A 20,313-nucleotide genomic window follows, 5' to 3' on the forward strand; every position below is an offset into this window, starting at 1 on the left:
ACCTACAAAATAAAAGCCCCAATTAAGGGGCTTTTTCTATATCTGTATATCCAACTGCTTTAACCGCTCTCTCTCCCTTTTAGCTTTGTTCACTTGGTAGATAGCGGTAGTATTTTGATTAGTATGCGAAGCCAAAAGCATAGCCGTATCGCTGTCCAAGTTATCAAGCATATAGTGTTTGAGGGCGTAAAAATCAGCTTCAATGCCTAATTTATCCTTTACGTGTCGCTTCCAAAAGCGGGTAACAATCTCGGTATGACCCATTTTCTTGTTAGGGACAAAATCAAGTGCAAAAAGGTAGTCGTTATCGCTTTTGCACTTATTGCATATCTCTTTCCAAAATTCTAATGCAGGGGCTAAAATTACCTTTGTACAGCGTTTGTATTGTCCGCCTTTTTCGAGCAGTATTACAAACTCCCGATTTTCTAAATCTACATCTTTGCGTTGCAATCTAAAAAGCTCGGTATTGCGTGCCCCTGAATATAGGAATATCATCATATACCTATAAAAATCAGGATTGATAAATCGGACGTGATTTTTCACCTTAGTAAGTTCGTCAGCGGTAAGTATGGTACGAGCCTCCTTTATTACCTTTTTAGGGTATATATCCCTTGTAATGTTACTTTCGCAGCATTCGTATTCTATCAGCTCACGATATAGGCTGGAGAAGTATATCACGAACCTATTGTAATATTTGTCGGATAGTCGCAACCAATCAAGCATACGCTTCAAGTCCACCCTTCGCAAGTCCTTTATTTTGACGGTCTGCATATCAAGGGCTTCACACGCTTTTTCAAGTCTATTAATAGCGCATTGTATTTCGTATAGGTGTTTTTTAGTACCTACTTTTATTTCCAACGCACGCCTAAAAGCCTCAATAAAGTGTAATTCAGGGTAAAGTCCCTCCTTGTGTACGCTCACATACTTTTTAAGGATAGGATTAAAACCATTGTTAAGTTGCTGGGGAATATTTTTAAGAAGAAAAGAAATCATAGCCTTGCGTTCTTCTACCGTGTTAGGTCTATTAGCCTTTTTGCGATATGGGAAGCCTTTAGGGTATTTCTTCTCAAAACGAGGGTCAAAGAATACGCATTGCACGTACCAATCTTTGTCCAAGTCTTTTTTAGTAGCTTTTTGCCAGTTGGCAGGGGACACCCATAGTTCGGAGTAGCTACACCCGTCCATTGTTTTTGTAACCATAATGTAATTATTTTAGATTGACGTTTACCTTGTCGTTTTTGAATAATTACAAATGGGATTACTGCACTAAAAATAAAAGGTAACGCTTTGAGTGGAAGTGCGTTACCTTGTTGCTCCCCCTACTGGACTTGAACCAGTGACCCTCTGATTAACAGTCAGATGCTCTAACCAACTGAGCTAAGGAGGAATATTTATTACTTATGTTTTCCCTTAATTGCGGTGCAAAGGTACAACTAATTTTAAAATCTACAAATTTTTAGGTAGAAAAATATTAAATATTTTTTTGCTTTATTGTTAAGTAGCTCATTTCTAATAATAAAAAACTTTGCCAAAGTTTTCATAGCGTGTCGTGCTATGACCTTTGGCAAAGTTCATATTTTACTTGTTGCCTGTGGTAAAGTAGTGGTAGAACCACGGAATCGTCTCAATACCTTTTAGGAAGTTGAAAATACCGTAGTGTTCATTAGGTGAGTGAATAGCATCACTATCCAAGCCAAAACCTAAGAGAATAGACTTGCTACCTAATTCTTCTTCAAAGAGAGCCACGATAGGAATGCTTCCACCTGAACGCACGGGTATAGGCTCTTTGCCAAAGGTTTGCTGGCAGGCTTTTACCGCCGCTTGGTAAGCAGGAGTGTCGGTAGGGGTTACGTAGCCTTGTCCACCGTGGTGAGGGGTTACTTTCACGTGTACACCTGCTGGAGCGATGCTCTCAAAGTGTTTGGTAAAGAGTTCGGTGATTTCGTGATTATCTTGGTTAGGCACTAAGCGCATTGAGATTTTAGCGTAAGCCTTACTGGGAATTACCGTTTTAGCTCCTTGACCAGTATAGCCACCCCAGATACCATTTACATCGAGGGTAGGACGTATAGAAGCACGTTCGGTAGTGGTGTAGCCTTTTTCGCCATATACCTCATCAATGTCTAACGCTTTTTTGTAGGCTTCGAGTGAGAAAGGTGCTTTAGCCATCTCGTCGCGTTCAGCTTGTGAGAGCTCTTCTACTTTATCGTAGAAATGAGGGATGGTCACCCGGTTATTCTCGTCGTGCAAAGAGGCAATCATCTTAGTAAGCACGTTGATAGGGTTCGCTACAGCACCGCCGTATAAACCGGAGTGCAAATCGCGGTTGGCGCTCGTAACTTCCACCTCCACATAGCTAAGTCCGCGTAATCCGGTAGTGATAGACGGTGTATCGTTGGCTAACATACCGGTATCGGAAATGAGGATGATATCGTTTTTGAGTTTTTCGTGGTTGTTTTTTACAAACCAACTAAGGCTTCCTGAACCTATTTCTTCCTCACCTTCAATCATAAACTTCACATTGCAAGGGAGCACGTTGTTTTTCACCATATATTCAAGGGCTTTCACGTGCATAAACACCTGCCCTTTATCATCGCAAGAACCGCGCGCAAAGATAGCGCCATCGGGGTGAATGTCGGTTTTCTTGATCACTGGTTCAAAGGGGTCGGATTCCCAAAGCTCGATAGGGTCGGCGGGTTGCACGTCGTAGTGACCATACACTAGCACCGTAGGGAGTGCAGGATCAATGGTTTTCTCGCCATAAACGATAGGGTAACCTGGGGTTTCACATATTTCTACCTTGTCACAGCCCGCTTTTTCTAAGGCTTTTTTCACGGCGTCGGCGGTGTTGAGCACGTCCTGCGAGTAGGCAGCGTCAGCGCTGATTGACGGCATTTTGAGCAGGTCAATGAGTTCCGCAATAAAGCGGTCTTTGTTTTGCTGAATATAGTTTTTTACTGAATCCATATATATCAATTAATAATTAACGTTTTTTACGCAACAAAGGTACATTATTTTTCTAAAATACCAAAATTTCATCGATAAAAAGCCACGCATCTCCGCCTTTAGGAGGGGTTTTGACGTTCTTAAGAGTGAGCTTGAGGTAACGGGCTTCCTCAGGATTGAATTTCAACACGAAATCTCTTAACTCGGCTTTGCCTCTTACCACACAAGGTTGCTCAAGCGTAGCTACTTGGTGGTAGGTTTTGCCATCATTGGGAAGGGCTACGGAAAGCTTTATAGGGAAATAAATACCTGACGACTGAGCGTCCATTGTGCCTATGCGCACTTCGCTCACCTGGGTAGCTTGCTCTAAATCAAGGGTAAGGGTGACATCATCACCTAACCAACCCAGCCACTGCCCGTCGTGAAAGTTTTTGGTACCGCGAATAACATTGGTAAGGGTGGCGTCGCCTTGCCCTTGGTAACTCTTGTGATACTGCGGACTGTAGTTCACTTTTTTGCCTTTAGCTTTGTGGAAGATTACCTCGCCAGTGGTAATAGTGTTGGTCGCCTTTCCACCGAAAACAGTTGCTTTAAAGGTAGTGCTTTGATTCAACGCAATAGGTTGGTGGTATTTCGTAGCTTTCTCTATAGGAATATCTCCCAAAGCATAGCGAAGGTCGGCATTGGGGACTTCACATTCTAATTTGAGGGAGATGTTTCCCTCATTGTTTCCAACAGTAGGCACTACTTGGTACATAGAGCGGGCATAGTTCACCTTCATCACATCCAAACGCTGCATAAATGCTTGGGTGCGGTTTATAAAGTTGTCCCAATTCTTCAAGTGAGTGGCTGTCCAACTGATTTCAGCAAGCGCCAACAATCGCGGGAAAATCATATATTCAGAATGTTCAGTGCTACCCACGTGTTCTGCCCATAAATTGGCTTGCGTACCCAAGACCTTTTTCTGTAGCGCTGGAGTAAGGTTTTCTTTTTCTAAGCTGTAAGTATAGAGTTTCTTGAGTGGTAGGTAGCCGCCATTGGCTTGAGGTTCATAGTCGGGAAGACCTTGATAGTTGTCTATATAGCAATCGCTGGTGAGCACTACGGGATTGCCTTGTTCGAGAGCTTTGCGTCCTATGTCAATACCCCGCCAATTCATCACTACGACATTGTTAGCCAAACCACCGTCCATTATCTCGTCCCAACCTACCAAAGTGCGCCCTTTGGATACTAAGAAATCATCTATACGCTTGATGAAGTAACTTTGGAGTTCGTGCACATTCTTGAGGTGATGGTCTTTCATACGTTGCTGGCACTTAAGGCATTTTTCCCATTCGGTGTGGGTAGCTTCGTCGCCCCCTACGTGAATGTATTTACTGGGGAAGAGCGCCATTACTTCGGTAAGTACATCTTCCAAAAAGGTGAAAGTCTCTTCTTGCCCCGCACAATAGATATCGGTGATAGGCCACACCGCACCTGAGGGCACTCCTATGGGGCGTTTGTGGCAAGAAAGTTCGGAGTAAGCTGCAATGGCACTCATTGCGTGGGCAGGCATCTCTATTTCGGGCACTACCGTAATGCCACGAGCTGTGGCATAGGCAACAATCTCTTTAATATCTTCTTGGGTATAGAACCCTCCGTATTTTTTAGGAGCTGTCGCAGGATTGGCAAAGGCATTGGCAGGGTTAGGGGTGCGTTCATCCCATAGCTTATCCTCTTGGTCTACACGCCAAGCCCCTATTTCGGTGAGTTTAGGGTACTTTTTAATTTCGATGCGCCAACCCTCGTTATCCACCAAATGGAAGTGAAAAGTGTTGAGCTTGAGCATCGCCATACGGTCAAGGTTTTTCAGTATATATTCCTTTGGAAAGAAATGGCGAGAGACGTCCAACATCAATCCGCGCCAAGCATACTGAGGTCTATCTTTGACCATAATGGTAGGAACCACCCAATCGGCTTGTATGGGTGTAGGGCTTTCAAACTCTTTAGGCAGTAGCTGACGCAACGTTTCGAGGGCATAGAGCGCTCCGTTATGGTCGGCTGCGGTGATAGAAATCTTCTCAGGTTCTACTACCAGGGTATAGCCTTCTTCGGGTAGGGCTTTATCAAGAGAAAGCAGTATATGGCTCGTTTGTATAGCTGCCTTTCTAAAGAAAAGTTTGAAGCCTGTTGCCTTTTCGTATCGTTCAACAAACAAGTTCGCCACAGGATATAGTTCAGGAGCGGTTACAAAAACAGTTTCTTTAGTAAACCGGAAACTACCCTTACCCAGAGTGAGCGATTGGGGTCGCGGAATGATATTAAGGTCACTCTCGGTAAAGGTAACCCCTTTATGAGAGGATTGGCAAGCAACTACTAAAAGAAATAGCAAAAATAGGAGTCTTTTCATAACAATTAATACTAATTGAGATTATATGAAAACACTATTCTGAAACACTTTTAGTTCCCGCTGGTTTAGTTGATTTCTTAGTTATAAGAGCTTGTGCTAATCGCTGTTTGTTAGCGTTTATAGTGTCATCAATTAACTTATTGAATAAGGTGGTGAAACTATCGGTTTCAGCAGAAGCATTGATAATGTGATTTGCAAAAACAAATCTCGCCAAATCCTTATAAAGCAAATCAGTTTCTTTACGCACTTTCTTTACATTGATTACCTTATTGCTAATTTGGTTTTCAGCTCTCACGTCTACCAATTCTTGGTATTTTGTGTTAGCTTCTTTCAAAGGAGCTACGGCGTGCGAGATGCCTAAGGTCTTTAAATGTTTAGTGATTTCGGGCTTTTCTAAATCTTTAACCAAAGCATCGATGGCTTGAGACTTCTGCCGAGTAGGCAAAGAGGCAACACCTTTATAGTTTTTGAACTCTAAATAAAGAATTTGCGCAGAATCCTTCTGGGTTTGTAAGGAACTTTTCTTACCTAATCTGAAAGAAGAGAGTAAATAAGAAAGCAATTCATTACGTTGCTTATCTAACCGATTGATGTTTTCGGACTCTTTACTTGATCGGCTTTGTCGAGAAGCCTCCGTAAGGAGGTCTAAATTCTTTTCAATAGCTGAAATAAGTTCTGGCTTAACGCCTAATTTTTCTACGGTGGTAGTATTCACTAATTTTACTACCCCTTTAATAAACTGAGCGTACTCATCATTGTTGAGTTTGCTAACGTTAGGTAATGAGATGTCAATTTTAAAGCTCATAATTTTGATTTTTTAATGTTAAAGTTTCATTCGGCAAAAGTAAATAATACTTTTGATATATGCAAGCTATTTTATATTTTAATATTAATAGCTTATTTTATTTTTATCTATAAGAATAACCTCGCGACAGTAGCTTTTTCGTTTTTTACCCCAAAGAATGGGGTAGAAATTATAGTTTTTGTATTTATTAGCTATGATAATGAGGTAGCGACAGCAGCTATTTTAATTATAAGCTATATTTGTGTTGTAAATTAACTACCTTTTATGTTATGTAAGGTAAGCTACCGTAAATCCTACACAAACACTTAAAAACTTTAGCAGGTTAAAACGGTGTCCTTCGGCATTTTCAAATAGAATAACAGTAGATATATGCAAGAAAATACCTATTACAATAGCTGAAAGCTCGGTGTGATAGTTAATGAGACTGGGCACTGTACTACTTAGCAATGTTCCTAAGGATGTCATTAGCGAAAAAAGAAACAGAAATAGTGCTGTTTTCCATTTGGCAATCCCTGAATTAATAAAAAAGGTGGTAAGCACAATGGCGACGGGCAACTTATGAACAAATATGCCATACACAAGGTCGTGATTGTGCCCGTGAGATAGCGGGAACCCTTCTAAAATAGAGTGTATACTAAGGCTAATAAATAGTGAAAGCGGGAAAGTAGTATGCTGATGCGGGTGTGGATGCTGGGCGTGACCGTGTTCGGCTCCGTGCGAAAAGAACTCCAAGACAATTTGCAGGAGTACTCCTATTATCACAAACAGCCCTATGTATTTAAAATCGTGTGTGTGCTCATCGTGAGAGTGATATACTTCGGGTATCAGCACAAATACAGTAAGCGCCAATAGGTAAGCACCACTGAAAGAAAGTAGTAGTTTGGTGTATTGCTGCTGGGCAGGTTTAAAAAAGGTTACGAATGAGTAGCCTAATACCACTGCCAAAAAAGGAAGAAAATAATTCATTTTAATGACAGGTGCAAATTGCACTGGTAAGTTTACGAAATATTATTAGTTTTCTATCAGTTGTTTTTTAAAGGTGGCACGCCGAGCAAAAACTACGGGGTCAAAACTCTTCCAAAGTTGCTGAATGGCAATGTTTTCTTCGAGTTCGGGGGTGACTACACAGTTCGTAACTCCTTTGCGTTTGAACACTTCATAATAATAGTCGAACAACAAGGCAGGGATACCTTTGCTTTGGTATTCAGGGGATACCCCAATGAGGTAAAACTCCACCGTATTGTGATGTTTTTTGGCTTGTAACAGATGCCACCAGCCCCAAGGGAAGAGTTTGCCTTTTGCCTTTTGTAATGCTTTAGAAAACGAAGGCATCACAATGGCGAAACATATCAGTTTGCCGTCCTTATCTTCAATAAAACGTATGTACTCAGGATTGATGAAAGGAATATACTTCTGCTTGAAGTACTCTCGCTGACGTTCGCTTATAGGCACATATGAGGCTAACTTAGAATAAGTTTCGTTGTAAAGGTCAAACATTGCATCAACGTGCTTGAGCACCTCTTTAGTAGTGGGCGTGTCGATAAACTTTACGCCATAACGCTTCTTTATGGCTTCAGCGGTTTTCTTAAAGAGCTCAGGTTTTGAGTTCTTTACTAAAAATTCCATCTCTACAAAGCCCTTTTCTTTGGTAAAGCCCAATTGCTCTAAATGCTGATTATAATAAGGATAGTTGTACCACGTCATCATATTCGAGAGATGGTCATAACCTTCGGTAAGCAATCCCACTTTATCCATATTCGAAAAACCTATCGGTCCTTCCATATACTCCAGTTGATACTCACGGGCTTTTTCGGCTACCTTTGCTAAGAGGGATTTGGTTACTTCAATGTCATCTATCATATCCAGCCAACCAAAGCGTACTTTCTTTATGCCCTGTTTAAGGTCGTGCTGATTGACGATAGCCACCACACGCCCTACCATTTCACCTTTCTCATTGTATGCTCCATAGAAAAAGGCTTCGGCGTTGTCAAACACAGGGTTCTTAGTTTTGTCAAAAGAGGCTACCTCATCGCTGATGAGAGACGGCACCCAATAAGGGTGGTTTTTGTATAAGGACAAAGGGAACTTCACAAACTCAGTAAGTTCCTTCTTAGTGCTGAGTTCTTTAATCAGGATCAATGGCATTAGGTCTGTTTCTTTTAGGTTTTTTCTTGTGTTTAATTTTGGTGGTTTCTATTGTTTCATTTAGCACCTTCTTGATATAGCTGTTGTGATTGTCAATACGATAAGAAGCCCCGAACAGCCCCATATAGCGTTGCGGAGTATCTTTCCAGCCAAAGCCCATATCGGCATTGAGTTGTATTTTATCGGAAAGCAAGAAGGCAACACCAAGACGCGTAATCTGGTCGTTGTAATGCTGGCTGTGAATACCTTGATGCTCTGCAAAAATACTAAACCAACCATTGTCTAAGTTATGGGTAACGGTGAACAAATAGCTGTATTCGGTGTTTTTTCCGCTTAAGAACCTATCGATGATACCGTTTGCTACCAACACCACACGGGGGATAGGCTCTGCTTGAAATATAGCAGCCACTTTAGGAGAAAGTGCAGGTATAGCCTCGTAGTAATACCGCTTGTTTGGTAAGAAATTCACCCCTGCATAAAGCGAAATAGAAGGTGTGAGATTGCGCCAGCTAAAAGAGTTATTAGCTTTCCAACTGTAAATGCTTGGCTTTTCATCTAAGAAAGCTGGCTTAAAGAGCAAATACTTCGCTCCAATAGTATTGTTTACAAAACCAAAGTGAGAGGTTGTACTGTTAGGTGCAGTCGTACGGTCGTAAGCAAGCGTACCGTTGAGCATAACCTCCAATTCTTCTTTATAAAATCCATAGCGCACTGCATAGTTCACTCCCGTAAAGTCCATAGAAGTGCCTGTTTGTTTATGGTGGTTGTGTTCATACCACAAGCCACCTTCAAATTGCAACACTCTCGCTCCTACTGCATAAGCACTTTGTGAAGTGCCAGGGAGGTTTGAGTTGATAATTTCGGTGTATTGTGCCTTTGCTAAAAACGGAAAAGCACAAAGCATTAGCAAGTATATTTTCTTCATTGTATATGGATATTTTAGGCGACAAAGATAGAAAAAAGTTTTTTACTATACAACTTTTATAACCTAAACACATTCTTCTTGATTTTCAACTTCCCCTTTACATCGTAAATAATACCGTCTTCTTTTAAGTATTTTCCTATATCCATTTGCAGAAACTCTTGGTGCGCCACGCAAAGCGCCACTACATCATTATGGGTAGGGAGGTTTTGTGGTTCAGTTGCTATCGTAATGCCATACTCTTCAAGGGCGCGTTCGGGGTCTGCCCACGGGTCGTATACCACTATATGATTAGTAAAGTTTTCAAGGGTACGGTAAATATCCACTACCTTCGTATTGCGGAGGTCAGGGCAATTTTCTTTGAAGGTAAATCCCAACAGCAAAATGCGGCTATCCTTCACAGGAGTGCCTTGCAAGCACAAACGGTTGATAATTTGGTAGGCGATATAGCCCCCCATAGAGTCATTCGTCTTGCGGGCTTCCATCATTAAGCGTGGCGATACACCGTGTAGTTTAGCTTTCTGTATGAGGTAGTAAGGGTCTACGCCTATGCAGTGTCCGCCCACCAGTCCAGGACGGAAGGGCAAGAAGTTCCACTTGCTACTGGCGGCATCAATCACCGCATTAGTATCGATGTCCAAAATATTGAATATCTTCGCTATCTCATTCATAAAGGCGATATTCACATCGCGTTGGGCGTTCTCAATCACTTTGGCAGCTTCGGCTACTTTGATTGACGAAGCTAAGTAAGTACCCCCTGTGAGCACCGAATTGTACAGCGCATCTACCTCCTGGGCCACTTCGGGGGTTGAACCCGAGGTGATTTTGCATATATTCTCCACCGTATGCTGTTTGTCGCCAGGGTTGATACGCTCAGGCGAGTAGCCCACAAAGAAATCGCGGTTGAATACCAACCCCGATACTTTTTCCAAAATAGGTACACACTCGTCTTCCGTCACCCCAGGATACACCGTTGATTCATAGATTGCTATATCCCCTTTTTTGAGCAGACGACCTACGGTTGTGCTCGCTTCGCGCAAGGCGGTAAGGTCGGGTTGCTGGTAGAGGTCGATGGGGGTAGGGACAGCCACAATGTACACGTTGCAATCCTTAGCATCTTCTGCCTTCGCCGTGCAAATGAGGTGGATAGCGAGGCGCTCTTTCAGCATCTCACTACTGATTTCGCCTGTAGTATCCACACCCATATTGAGGCTTGCAATGCGCGCCTCGTAAGGGTCGAAGCCCACGGTAGGGTATTTTTTAGCAAAGAGACAGGCTAAGGGGAACCCCACATAACCCAGCCCGATAACACCTATTTTATATGATTTCATCTAAATAATTAACAATTCACAATTAATAATTAACAAGGAGGCATTTTTGTGTAGGCGTTTGGCAAACGCCCTTATAGAACAGACGACAAAAGCAATTGATTATTAGATTTATATACTTTATCAAAGTCCTTAGACTTTCACAAAGTCTGCGACAATGCCTGTGGTCTAAAACCTAAATCATATTATACTGCTTCAACTTTCTATACAGTGTCCTTTCTGAAATCCCCAAAGCCTTAGCAGTTTCTTTACGCTTTCCGCCATTGTGTTCTAAGGATTTGCGTATCATCTCACGTTCTTGCTCTTGGAGTGAAAAGCGCTCTTCTTCATTAGCTTCCTCGTAATCATATACCTCTTCGTGAGGCAAAATACCATTCTCAGCAGGCGTTATGGGTAAGAAAGCGTACGAAGGAGGGGTCGAGTCGCTTTTGCGCACATCGGCTGAGCCGTAAATGCGGTGAATGAGTCCTTCATTGTCCTGTTGCACTTGGGCGGAATTGCCGTGTTGCAAGAGTTCAAGGGTGAGTTTTTTCAGGTCGTTCAGGTCAGATTTCATATCAAAAAGCACCTTGTACAGTAATTCGCGTTCGTTGCTAAAATCGCTCTCGGTGCGTGCTTGTGCGGGTACTACTGAGGGCAAACTGGTGGTCTCTTCAGGTAGATAAGAGCGCAAAATGGTAGCGTTGATATCGCGGCGCTGTTCGAGTACCGAAATTTGCTCGGCTACATTCCGCAACTGACGTATATTCCCGCTCCAGCGGTAGCCTACGAGCAGGTGTACCGCATCTTCGGTGAGCTTTACAGGCGGCATTTTATATTTCTCGGCAAAATCCGAAGCAAACTTGCGGAACAGCAAGTGAATGTCGTCTTTGCGTTCGCGTAAAGGCGGGAGGTGTATTTCTACTGTGCTGAGTCGGTAGTACAAATCTTCGCGAAACCGACCTTTTTTAATAGCTTCTTGCATTTGCACATTGGTAGCCGCCACGATGCGCACATTCGTCTTCTGCACTACCGAGGAGCCTACTTTTATGAACTCGCCGTTTTCCAATACCCGCAAGAGGCGCACTTGGGTAGTGAGTGGCAATTCGCCCACCTCGTCTAAGAAGATAGTTCCACCGTCGGCTTCCTCAAAATAGCCCGACCGCGTCGCGGTAGCTCCTGTAAAAGCCCCTTTTTCGTGCCCAAAAAGTTCCGAATCAATAGTGCCTTCAGGGATAGCTCCGCAGTTTACCGCTATGTATTTGCCGTGTTTGCGCAGTGAGAGCTGGTGAATAATGCGTGGGATTACCTCTTTTCCTACCCCACTTTCACCCGTGATAAGCACTGAAATATCAGTAGGGGCTACTTGAATAGCTTTTTCGATGGCGCGGTTTAGCTTAGGGTCATTGCCAATGATGCCAAAACGCTGTTTGATAGCTTGTATATTTTCCACTTTTTTGTTCAGAGTTTATGAACTGCAAAGATACGAATAATTTTTTATTAACCTCAGTTCTATATAACAAAATCCTATTTTTCCCTTATTTTTAAGCCTTTACATTCACCCCTCTTCGCTATCTTCCGCTCCTCTTAACATCCCTTAATCTGTGCCGTCCGTACCTCCAAATTATCCGGCTTATCCGAAAAAAAATCCGACTCGTCCAAAAACTATTTATATACCCCCTTATTTCCTCATTTCCTCATTTGCTAACTCTCCAATTTCCTAATTTTGTTTATCTTTGCAAAAAAATATGTTTTTAATGAAGAAATATATCATCACCCTATGGCTTTTATGCCTCGCAATGGCTTGTAAAAGCCCCTCAACTGGACAGGTAATCCCTCAACAGGAGATTACTAACCAAATGTATTACGCCTCTAAACCCATTGTTTCTGCCCATCGCGGTGGGGGAGGAGACCAACTTAAAGGCTATCCCGAAAACTGCTTACAAAGCATTCAATACCTCTCCGAGAAAGGAGTGCATAGCTTTGAAATAGATATCTTCGAGAGTGCCGACGGCGATTTACTCCTGATGCACGACGATAAGTTAGGACGTACTGCCACAGGTCAAGGAGTCGTCTCAGCTCTTACTACCGCTCAGTTGCGTGCTGAAAAACTCAAAGACGAGTTTGGCAATGTAACTGCCTTTCAGATTCCGTTTTTAAAAGATGTGCTTTCCTGGTGTAAAACCCACAACGGTTATTTGATGTTAGATTTCAAGAAGGGTATTTCTTATCAAAAAGTGGTAGATTTAGTGCGCGAAGAGAAGATGGAAGCCCAAGTGGTGCTTATCAGTTATAATACCGCACAAGCCGAAGCCTTACACAAGGTTGCCCCTGAGATGCTCCTTTCGGTCAGCGTGCGTAATGAAGACGAACTAAACCGCATCCTGCAAACAGGTATTCCTAAAGAGAAGTTATTGGCTTTCACAGGCATTCGCTTAGCTCCTGATGAGCTGTACGAACGTTTAAACCAACTAAAAATACCCACCATATTAGGTACATTAGGAAACTTAGATAAGCGCGCAGCTACCAAAGGTGACCATCTGTATTTCGAGTGGGCAAAGAAAGGCATACAAGTCTTCTCTACCGATAGACCTTTGGCATTCAAGTAAAAAATAAGAAGTTGTACTGAAAATCGCTTTTGTGTAGCTACAGCTCCCCCTCTTCGAGGGGGCTGGGGGAGGTTTGTACAACAATAATCGCCACACATTCCCGTTTTAACAGATTGTCCCCCTTCGGGGGAACGGGGGTAATCTTACCTCTTATCTCTTACCTATATTACTACGACTAAGGTACTTTCTTATCGGTTCGTCATATACTTTAAGCACTATATAAGCCAGCAGTATAGAGCCTATCACTACTGCCAATGCCCCATAAACCGATTGACTAAAACTCAATTGTTCATTCTTCACCCAAGCGTAATACCAGTAGATAAAAGGATAATGAACCATATACAGTGGGTAAGAAAGCTCCCCTAAGAACTTACAGAGTTTATGAGTTAAAGCACTCTTAGGTCGGTCAGACGCCGCAAAGTAAACAATAAGTGGGAAGATAAGCACCACGCATAAAGTATCGTAAATACCGTTAGCCCATAGCTTCTCGGTACCACCAACACGAGGTATAAGTGCTATACCTATTAATAGAACCGCTCCTATCCAGAAGGCGTATTTCACTCTTGCAGGTTTAAACACACGCGAAAGTAGTAGTCCCATACCAAAAGAAAAAAGCACTCGCAAGCTACCACCCAGCGTACCTATAGAGGTCATACTCCAGCCGTACCCCAAATAACCATCATCGCCAAAGATAGCTAAGTAACCTAAGCTAATACCGAAAATCGCTACAACAAAAGCTAGAGTTCTTGTCGAGAGCAACCGCAAAACAAAAGCGTAAAGTAAGTTCGCCATATACTCAAAAAACAGAGACCAAGTAGGCCCGTTTAGCGGATACATCTCCCCAATACCTCGTGCCTCAATGCTGGGTGTTGCCGGAATCATCAATAGGTTCAGCAAAGTAGCTCCTATCAGTGCCCCTACCGATATACGACTCACGTCCCAAGCCTCACAGCCTTGTAAATAAAATAGTCCCGCCCCCAGTAGTGCTCCAAAAATAACCATTGGGTGCAAGCGTATCAAACGGCGTTTGAGGAAAGTGCCTATGCTCATTGTTCCCCAACGGTCGTTATAAGCATAACCTACCACAAATCCCGAAAGCACAAAAAAGAAATCTACCATCAAGTAACCGTGGTTTACCGTCTGGTCTATGGGTGAAGTTGCGTGAGCTTCAAAGATGTGATACCAAAGTACCATTAGGGCAGCCACTCCGCGCAACCCATCAAGAAGCATATAATGAGGTTTATTCATAAATAAAAAGTAAAAAGTAAGAGATAAGAAGTAAGGTACTTACTCCTTACCTCTTATCTCTTATCTAAAATAAATCGTTTTCGCTAATACTCTTGTCGTGTTTAGTATAAGCAGTAGGGCGTTTTGCAAAGAAATCGTCAAGCTCATTGCTAAACACTTCCTCCTCAAACCACATCATCGGTTTTGCTTCTTCGCCCGAAATACCAAAAGGTTTCCCTAAGCCTAATTGCGTAAGCGAGTCGTCCAAACGATAACGCATATAGTTCGACAAGTCTTTTTTGCTGAAAAACTCCAATTCCCCTTGTTCAAAAATCCAATCCAGCATCTTGTCTTCCAAAGTAATATAGCTACGGATGAAAGAAGTCGCATCCTCCTCCGCTTTAGCTTTCATTTCCGGATTTTCCTCAAATATCTTCTTCAGAATATAAATACCCGCATTAGCGTGTAACTGTTCGTCCACCGATGTCCACGCAATAATATTTGCAACGTTCTTCAAGAACCCTTTAAAACGCGTAAATGAAAGAATAGTAGCAAACTGACTGAACAACGACGCATTCTCAATAATAAGGGTGAAGAACAGAATGCGTTCCATAGCGTTCTCACGATTTTTCGCTAAATACTCTTTCAGCACATTACTACGCTCTTTAAAGATAGGCACTTCCAATAAGTTCTCAAACTCGTTGTTGTAACCCAATACCTCCAATAAACGAGCGTAAGCCTCGCTGTGGCGAAATTCACATTCGGCAAAAGTAGCGCCTAATCCGTTGAACTCAGGTTTGGGAAAGAGGTCATAAAGGTCTCCCCAAAACGTTTTTACCGATACTTCCACTTGCGCAATCCCCAGTAAAGCACGCTTTACAGCTTCTTTTTCCACAGGTGTTAACTCCGATTTGAAATCCTGAATATCCGCAGTAAACTCCACTTCTGAGTGTACCCAAAACGATTTGTGCATAGCGTTCACAAACTCCATAACCTCAGGATATTCAAAAGGTTTGTAGTTCTCACGTTTGTCAAAAATTCCCATAATGATGAATGTTTTTTTAATGAATGTTTTAATGAAATTTTACAGAGGGCAAAGATAATAAAAATACTATAAACTCCAACAATATTTTTTAATTCCCTATCGAAGTTACCTTCAATCTCTTTTTCTTCATCTTATATTCACCTTACATTTATTATTCGTTCGTCTTTGCGTCGCTATTCCCCCCTTTGAAGGGGGGGTAGGGGGGATGTTTTGTTCGTCTTTCCTTCGTCCATTGTTCGTCTTTTTTCATTTGCCTGTGCGGCTCGCACCGTCTTTTGTTCATCTTTGCGTCGCTATTCCTCCCTTTGAAGGGGGGTAGGGGGGGATGTTTTTAGTATCTTACCTTCGCTCTTCCTTCGCCTATCGTCTATTGTAGAGCCGATGTAGAGCCGTTCATCGTTTATCTATCACTCGCTGATTCGTCATCTGTCGTATAGCTTGCATCACCTAAAATTCAGAGTTTCTCCGACTAATTCCCCGCTTCATTTTTTTAATTCTCTCATTTTCCAATTACCCTCCCCTGTTGATAACTCTGTTAATAACCTGTTGATTTAAATTAATAACTATTTTTTGGTCAATTGCAAATTTATTTATACTTTTGCCTCGTCAAACAATGATTAAACATTTATAGAACTATGGAAGAATTTGTAAAATTAGTAGAACAGATTTTGTATATGGAGAACTTTAACACTGCAGTTACTCCTGAATTAAAACAAAAGTTTATAGAGCTTAATAAAACTTATGGCAATAATGTGCCCGATAAGTACAAAGCTGATGTAAACAGATTATATAATAACTTTCGCGATAAACAAAGTGTAGAGGTTGATAATAACGCTTATGCCGTTAGTTACTAATAAATGAATGTTTTAGTAACGGGTGGCAGTGGGCAGTTAGGCTCTGAAATTCAAGCAAACCCTCATAAGAAAAGTCATTATTATTTTACGGATATTAACAGCTTGGACATCTCTGATGCCCAAGCTATTCGTGTTTTTGTAAAGCATAATAATATCGAGCTTATCGTCAATTGCGCGGCTTATACCAATGTAGATAAAGCCGAAGACGATGTAGCGCTCGCAACGCTTATCAACCATACAGCTGTAGAGTACCTGGCAACAGTGTGTAAAGAAAACAACTTGTCTCTTATTCATATTTCCACTGATTATGTCTTCGGAGGCTCTCAAAACACTCCTTATACTGAAACCGACCCCACAGCTCCTCTCGGGGTCTATGGGCGTACTAAATTAGCAGGCGAACAAGCTATACAGCAAGCGGGAATTGAACACCTCATTATCCGTACAGCTTGGTTGTACTCCTTGCGTTTCGGTCATAATTTTGTAAAGACCATTCAACGCCTCAGTGCTGAACGTACTGAGCTTAAAGTAGTGTTCGACCAAATAGGAACTCCCACCAACGCTGCTGACTTAGCTAATTTTATTGTGCAAGCAGTAGAGAACGGTTGGTATAAAGGCAAACGTGAGGTATACCACTTCTCTAATGAAGGAGTGTGCTCGTGGTATGACTTTGCTATGGCTATTGTAGCTCAATCGGGGAACGATTGTAAAGTATTACCCTGTCGCTCCGATGAGTTCCCAAGCAAAGTAACGCGACCTGCCTATTCGGTGTTAGATAAAACCAAACTAAAAAAAGATTTTAATTACTCAATACCTCATTGGAGGCATAGTTTTTGTGGTGATAAGTGAGATATAAAAACTAAATTGTATGAAAAAAGAAACCTCAAAAAGCCCATTTAAAGTAGGTGATGTTGTAGAAGTGTCGCCTGATTTAACTATGCTAAAGGATTGGATAACAGGCACTGTTATTAAAATCTTTAAAAATCCATTTATAGGAGATGAGATAGCTATCAAAGATAATCAAGGGCGTATCTTTTTCGGCATCAAAGATTACTTCAAAATCTCTAAATCTTAAACTATGTATGCTATAGCTTTTGATATGAATATATCAGCTTTAGAAAAGCATTATGGTAAACCGTATAATAATGCTTATTATGAAATAGCTTCAGAACTTGAGAAATATAACTTTTACAGGATACAAGGGAGTACCTATGTAACTGATAATAAGGATATGGGTAATCTAATGTTAGCAATAGATGCCCTCGCTTATATCGAATGGTTTGCCAATTCCGTTAGAGATATAAGAGTATTCAGAATTGAGGACTGGAGTGATTTAACTCAAGTAGTAAAAATAAAATCCACTAAAAAAACATTTATTAATTAAATATGGGACTTATAATAACCATTGCAATCATCGTAATTGTAGTATTTTGGTACATCAGTGCCAATAACAAACTCGTAGCATTAGCCAATAATCGTGAAAATGCCTTTGCTGATATCGACGTGCAACTCAAGCAACGTCACGACCTTATTCCGCAACTCGTAGCAGCTGTAAAAGGCTATATGACTCACGAGTCCGATGTGCTCACCAAAATCACACAAGCACGCAGTCGTGCTATGAGCGCTACTGATATTAACGACAAGATTGCTGCCGAGAAAGAACTCTCCTCTGCAATGGGAGCTTTCAATATCCAAGTAGAAGCTTACCCCGATTTGAAAGCTAATACTAACTTTATGCACCTTCAACAAGAAATTGCCGATATAGAGAATAAATTGGCGTCAGTGCGTCGCTTCTTCAATTCTACTACCAAAGAGTTGAACACTGCAATCCAGTCAATACCTACTAATATCGTAGCAGGCTTCAAGAAGATGACTCCTCAACCTTTCTTCGATTTGGGTACAGAACAACGCCAGCAGTTAGACAAAGCTCCGGAGATTTCGTTTAGTTAATCAGATACATAGAAGATATATAAAGGAGATGTTTTATAGCGTCTCCTTTATTTGTTTTTTAAAATTGTTTGCTATTCTCACATAAAACTAATATCTTTGCCACTTCAGCCTTTGTAAGTAAAGAAAATTTGGCAATAATAATGACCTATAATTATGCAATATCTCGGTATCCGACAACAAATAGCACGAAATAACACCAAGTCTATTCTATATTTATTAGCCTTCCCCTTGTTACTACTTGCGGGAACCTATGCGGTCTTGTATATGATTAACGACCAAGAGGTAGAAACTGTAAATGCACAATTCCTTTCAGTAGTCCCTCTCGTGCTCATAGGTGTAGCCATATGGTTTGTAATTTCTTACCTCTTCAATACCCAAATGATACAAACCGCTACCCACTCTCGTCCGTTAGAACGCCGTGAGAATATGCGTGTGTATAACCTTACCGAAAATCTTTGTATGAGTGTCGGAATGCCAATGCCTAAGCTTTATATCATAGAAAGTGATGCGCTTAACGCTTTTGCTTCGGGCATTAACCAAAAGACTTTCGCTGTGACTCTCACTCGGGGTATTATCAACACCCTTAACGATGAGGAACTCGAAGGAGTGATAGCTCACGAACTTACCCATATCCGCAACCGCGACGTGCGTTTGCTCATCATTACCATTGTGTTTGTAGGTATTTTTGCTACCATTGCCAATATTGCTTTCCGCACAATGCTCAACAGTCAGTTGTATTCATCACGGAACAGGCGTAACGAAAAGGGTGGGGGAGGAGCTGTTGTTTTAGTTGTGTTATTGGTCGCAGGCGTGGTCTATTTCCTTTCGATACTCTTTAAGTTAGCACTCTCTCGCAGTCGCGAATATATGGCCGATGCAGGAGCGGTAGAAATGACCCATAATTCTTTAGCATTAGCCAATGCCCTAAAGAAAATCTCAGGACATTCTACCATTGAAGGAATCAGTAACGACGAGGTAAAAGAGCTCTTCATCGACTATAAAGCCGAAGGATTTTTTGCAATGTTCGCCACCCACCCACCTATTCGCAAACGCATACAAGTATTAGAGCAATTTTAAAGACTTATTTTAGCTCAATGTAACCAAAATACTTTTGCTCATAAGCGTCACTTCTTATACTATATATCAATCATAGGGGTATTCTTTGTCTATTATTCATTTACATATGAACTTTTGCCAAAGTTTCAAACTTTGGCAAAATTGAAAATCCACTAATAACCTTCTTTTCATCTCTACCTTAGCCTTAACTCATTTTCACTTTTCCTTCGTTCATTGTTCGTCTTTTGTTCGTTCTTCCTTCGTCTTTGTGTCGCTACAGTTCCCCCTTTGGAGGAAGTCTGCGAGAGCAGAGTATGTGAATAGGGGGAGGTTTTGTTCGTTCATTGTTCGTTCATTGTTCGTCTTAGGTTTGAATAAACCTTAATTATCAATTATATTTTCTATCTCTAATTTTTTTTAAACGTCACTTCTCATTTGCTAATTCTCAAATTTGCTAATTTGCTAATTATATCTTTTGTCTTTTAATTCTTCTGTCTTAACTATTAATATTCAACTCTTTATAAAGCTGTTGTATAACAATCGTCCAAGATTCGTATAAGCTTCCTATAAGCTTTGTATAAGCTAAGCCTAATTTGCTAAGACCCCTCATAAAGTAAAAAATATAAGAATAGACACAGAAGATATTACTTATAAAAATATTTGATATTCAGTTGATTGTATTTGAAGTTAAAATATTTTCATAAAAAAAGTACTAAAAATTTGGTCAATTAAAAAATATGTTATACTTTTGCGCTCTGTAAAAAGATAGACGCCGGCATAGCTCAGTTGGCCAGAGCACGTGATTTGTAATCTCGGGGTCGTGGGTTCGAATCCCTCTGCCGGCTCAAAATAAGTACATATTTTATATAGTTTTTGAAATTTGTAGGGGAGATACTCAAGCGGCCAACGAGGGCAGACTGTAAATCTGCTGGTTTTACCTTCACAGGTTCGAATCCTGTTCTCCCCACTGTCATATTTTTATTTTTTTGCGGGAGTAGCTCAGTTGGTAGAGCGTCAGCCTTCCAAGCTGAATGTCGCGAGTTCGAACCTCGTCTCCCGCT

General features: G+C 41.4%; 18 protein-coding genes and 4 tRNA genes. 10 read left to right on the forward strand and 12 right to left on the reverse strand.

The features are described from left to right. Positions 1-36 precede the first annotated feature (36 nt). The 10 genes from RCZ04_RS02280 to RCZ04_RS02325 all read right to left on the reverse strand — a co-directional run bounded on the left by RCZ04_RS02280 (position 37) and on the right by RCZ04_RS02325 (position 11,967). Entirely contained in the window at positions 37-1,200 is a 1,164-nt protein-coding gene (locus tag RCZ04_RS02280) for a tyrosine-type recombinase/integrase (protein WP_460484321.1), read from the reverse strand. Between the two features lie 113 nt (positions 1,201-1,313). Further along, positions 1,314-1,387 (reverse strand) — tRNA-Asn (locus RCZ04_RS02285). Positions 1,388-1,578: 191 nt separating this feature from the next. Then, positions 1,579-2,967, reverse strand: coding sequence for a M20 family dipeptidase (locus tag RCZ04_RS02290; protein WP_460484323.1), 1,389 nt, complete (start codon positions 2,965-2,967; stop codon positions 1,579-1,581). Between the two features lie 52 nt (positions 2,968-3,019). After that, entirely contained in the window at positions 3,020-5,335 is a 2,316-nt protein-coding gene (locus tag RCZ04_RS02295; protein WP_460484324.1) for a beta-N-acetylhexosaminidase, read from the reverse strand. Between the two features lie 34 nt (positions 5,336-5,369). Then, a complete protein-coding gene (locus RCZ04_RS02300; protein WP_460484325.1) occupies positions 5,370-6,140 on the reverse strand; it encodes a DUF6261 family protein in 771 nt (256 codons plus the stop codon). Between the two features lie 267 nt (positions 6,141-6,407). Then, positions 6,408-7,106: a ZIP family metal transporter gene (locus tag RCZ04_RS02305; protein ID WP_460484326.1), complete on the reverse strand. Its 699-nt coding sequence runs from the start codon at positions 7,104-7,106 to the stop codon at positions 6,408-6,410. Between the two features lie 45 nt (positions 7,107-7,151). Further along, on the reverse strand, positions 7,152-8,285 hold the full coding sequence (locus RCZ04_RS02310; protein WP_460484327.1) for a GNAT family N-acetyltransferase: 1,134 nt from the start codon (positions 8,283-8,285) through the stop codon (positions 7,152-7,154). Next, positions 8,266-9,210: a transporter gene (locus RCZ04_RS02315; protein ID WP_460484328.1), complete on the reverse strand. Its 945-nt coding sequence runs from the start codon at positions 9,208-9,210 to the stop codon at positions 8,266-8,268. Before RCZ04_RS02315 ends, RCZ04_RS02310 begins: the two co-directional genes overlap by 20 nt. Positions 9,211-9,266: 56 nt before the next feature. Beyond that, a complete protein-coding gene (locus tag RCZ04_RS02320) occupies positions 9,267-10,538 on the reverse strand; it encodes a nucleotide sugar dehydrogenase (protein ID WP_460484329.1) in 1,272 nt (423 codons plus the stop codon). Positions 10,539-10,710: 172 nt separating this feature from the next. Next, positions 10,711-11,967, reverse strand: coding sequence for a sigma-54 interaction domain-containing protein (locus RCZ04_RS02325; protein WP_460484330.1), 1,257 nt, complete (start codon positions 11,965-11,967; stop codon positions 10,711-10,713). A 295-nt stretch (positions 11,968-12,262) separates the two neighbouring features. On the opposite strand from RCZ04_RS02325, the gene RCZ04_RS02330 reads away from it, so the two are divergent. Next, positions 12,263-13,123 carry a glycerophosphodiester phosphodiesterase family protein gene (locus RCZ04_RS02330; protein WP_460484332.1) on the forward strand — a complete coding sequence of 287 codons (861 nt, stop codon included), beginning with the start codon at positions 12,263-12,265 and terminating at the stop codon, positions 13,121-13,123. 150 nt (positions 13,124-13,273) lie between these two features. Here RCZ04_RS02330 and RCZ04_RS02335 read toward each other — a convergent pair whose 3' ends face one another. Both RCZ04_RS02335 and RCZ04_RS02340 read right to left on the reverse strand, forming a co-directional pair. Next, the gene (locus tag RCZ04_RS02335; protein ID WP_460484334.1) at positions 13,274-14,371 is read right to left on the reverse strand and encodes an acyltransferase family protein; all 1,098 of its coding nucleotides are present in this window, start codon (positions 14,369-14,371) and stop codon (positions 13,274-13,276) included. Positions 14,372-14,435: 64 nt separating this feature from the next. Beyond that, positions 14,436-15,395, reverse strand: coding sequence for a ribonucleotide-diphosphate reductase subunit beta (locus RCZ04_RS02340; RefSeq protein WP_460484335.1), 960 nt, complete (start codon positions 15,393-15,395; stop codon positions 14,436-14,438). A 635-nt stretch (positions 15,396-16,030) separates the two neighbouring features. On the opposite strand from RCZ04_RS02340, the gene RCZ04_RS02345 reads away from it, so the two are divergent. The 9 genes from RCZ04_RS02345 (at position 16,031) to RCZ04_RS02385 (ending at position 20,313) form a co-directional block, all read left to right on the forward strand. Then, positions 16,031-16,249, forward strand: a complete 219-nt coding sequence (locus RCZ04_RS02345; protein ID WP_460484337.1) for a deoxynucleoside kinase — start codon at positions 16,031-16,033, stop codon at positions 16,247-16,249. Positions 16,250-16,252: 3 nt separating this feature from the next. Then, the gene (gene rfbD, locus RCZ04_RS02350) at positions 16,253-17,095 is read left to right on the forward strand and encodes an SDR family oxidoreductase (RefSeq protein ID WP_460484339.1); all 843 of its coding nucleotides are present in this window, start codon (positions 16,253-16,255) and stop codon (positions 17,093-17,095) included. Between the two features lie 19 nt (positions 17,096-17,114). Further along, positions 17,115-17,321 carry a hypothetical protein gene (locus RCZ04_RS02355; RefSeq protein ID WP_460484340.1) on the forward strand — a complete coding sequence of 69 codons (207 nt, stop codon included), beginning with the start codon at positions 17,115-17,117 and terminating at the stop codon, positions 17,319-17,321. 3 nt (positions 17,322-17,324) lie between these two features. Continuing rightward, positions 17,325-17,630, forward strand: a complete 306-nt coding sequence (locus tag RCZ04_RS02360; RefSeq protein WP_460484341.1) for a virulence protein — start codon at positions 17,325-17,327, stop codon at positions 17,628-17,630. Between the two features lie 2 nt (positions 17,631-17,632). Next, positions 17,633-18,196 carry a LemA family protein gene (locus RCZ04_RS02365; protein WP_009410846.1) on the forward strand — a complete coding sequence of 188 codons (564 nt, stop codon included), beginning with the start codon at positions 17,633-17,635 and terminating at the stop codon, positions 18,194-18,196. A 153-nt stretch (positions 18,197-18,349) separates the two neighbouring features. Beyond that, positions 18,350-19,273 (forward strand): M48 family metallopeptidase, encoded by a 924-nt coding sequence (locus tag RCZ04_RS02370; RefSeq protein ID WP_460484342.1) that lies wholly within the window; start codon positions 18,350-18,352, stop codon positions 19,271-19,273. A 750-nt stretch (positions 19,274-20,023) separates the two neighbouring features. After that, positions 20,024-20,097, forward strand: a tRNA-Thr gene (locus RCZ04_RS02375). A 40-nt stretch (positions 20,098-20,137) separates the two neighbouring features. Next, positions 20,138-20,219: transfer RNA gene (locus RCZ04_RS02380), tRNA-Tyr, on the forward strand. Between the two features lie 21 nt (positions 20,220-20,240). Then, positions 20,241-20,313 (forward strand) — tRNA-Gly (locus tag RCZ04_RS02385).

The sequence above is a fragment of the Capnocytophaga sp. HP1101 genome (assembly GCF_054772415.1).

Bases quoted from the DNA above. Each gene is read 5' to 3' on its own strand.
- RCZ04_RS02290 (WP_460484323.1), bottom strand. From the start codon at position 2,967: ATGGATTCAGTAAAAAACTATATTCAGCAAAACAAAGACCGCTTTATT.
- RCZ04_RS02295 (WP_460484324.1), bottom strand. From the start codon at position 5,335: ATGAAAAGACTCCTATTTTTGCTATTTCTTTTAGTAGTTGCTTGCCAA.
- RCZ04_RS02315 (WP_460484328.1), bottom strand. From the start codon at position 9,210: ATGAAGAAAATATACTTGCTAATGCTTTGTGCTTTTCCGTTTTTAGCA.
- RCZ04_RS02355 (WP_460484340.1), top strand. From the start codon at position 17,115: ATGAAAAAAGAAACCTCAAAAAGCCCATTTAAAGTAGGTGATGTTGTA.
- RCZ04_RS02310 (WP_460484327.1), bottom strand. From the start codon at position 8,285: ATGCCATTGATCCTGATTAAAGAACTCAGCACTAAGAAGGAACTTACT.
- RCZ04_RS02320 (WP_460484329.1), bottom strand. From the start codon at position 10,538: ATGAAATCATATAAAATAGGTGTTATCGGGCTGGGTTATGTGGGGTTC.
- RCZ04_RS02365 (WP_009410846.1), top strand. From the start codon at position 17,633: ATGGGACTTATAATAACCATTGCAATCATCGTAATTGTAGTATTTTGG.
- RCZ04_RS02360 (WP_460484341.1), top strand. From the start codon at position 17,325: ATGTATGCTATAGCTTTTGATATGAATATATCAGCTTTAGAAAAGCAT.
- rfbD (WP_460484339.1), top strand. From the start codon at position 16,253: ATGAATGTTTTAGTAACGGGTGGCAGTGGGCAGTTAGGCTCTGAAATT.
- RCZ04_RS02335 (WP_460484334.1), bottom strand. From the start codon at position 14,371: ATGAATAAACCTCATTATATGCTTCTTGATGGGTTGCGCGGAGTGGCT.
- RCZ04_RS02370 (WP_460484342.1), top strand. From the start codon at position 18,350: ATGCAATATCTCGGTATCCGACAACAAATAGCACGAAATAACACCAAG.
- RCZ04_RS02300 (WP_460484325.1), bottom strand. From the start codon at position 6,140: ATGAGCTTTAAAATTGACATCTCATTACCTAACGTTAGCAAACTCAAC.
- RCZ04_RS02305 (WP_460484326.1), bottom strand. From the start codon at position 7,106: ATGAATTATTTTCTTCCTTTTTTGGCAGTGGTATTAGGCTACTCATTC.
- RCZ04_RS02280 (WP_460484321.1), bottom strand. From the start codon at position 1,200: ATGGTTACAAAAACAATGGACGGGTGTAGCTACTCCGAACTATGGGTG.
- RCZ04_RS02330 (WP_460484332.1), top strand. From the start codon at position 12,263: ATGTTTTTAATGAAGAAATATATCATCACCCTATGGCTTTTATGCCTC.
- RCZ04_RS02345 (WP_460484337.1), top strand. From the start codon at position 16,031: ATGGAAGAATTTGTAAAATTAGTAGAACAGATTTTGTATATGGAGAAC.
- RCZ04_RS02340 (WP_460484335.1), bottom strand. From the start codon at position 15,395: ATGGGAATTTTTGACAAACGTGAGAACTACAAACCTTTTGAATATCCT.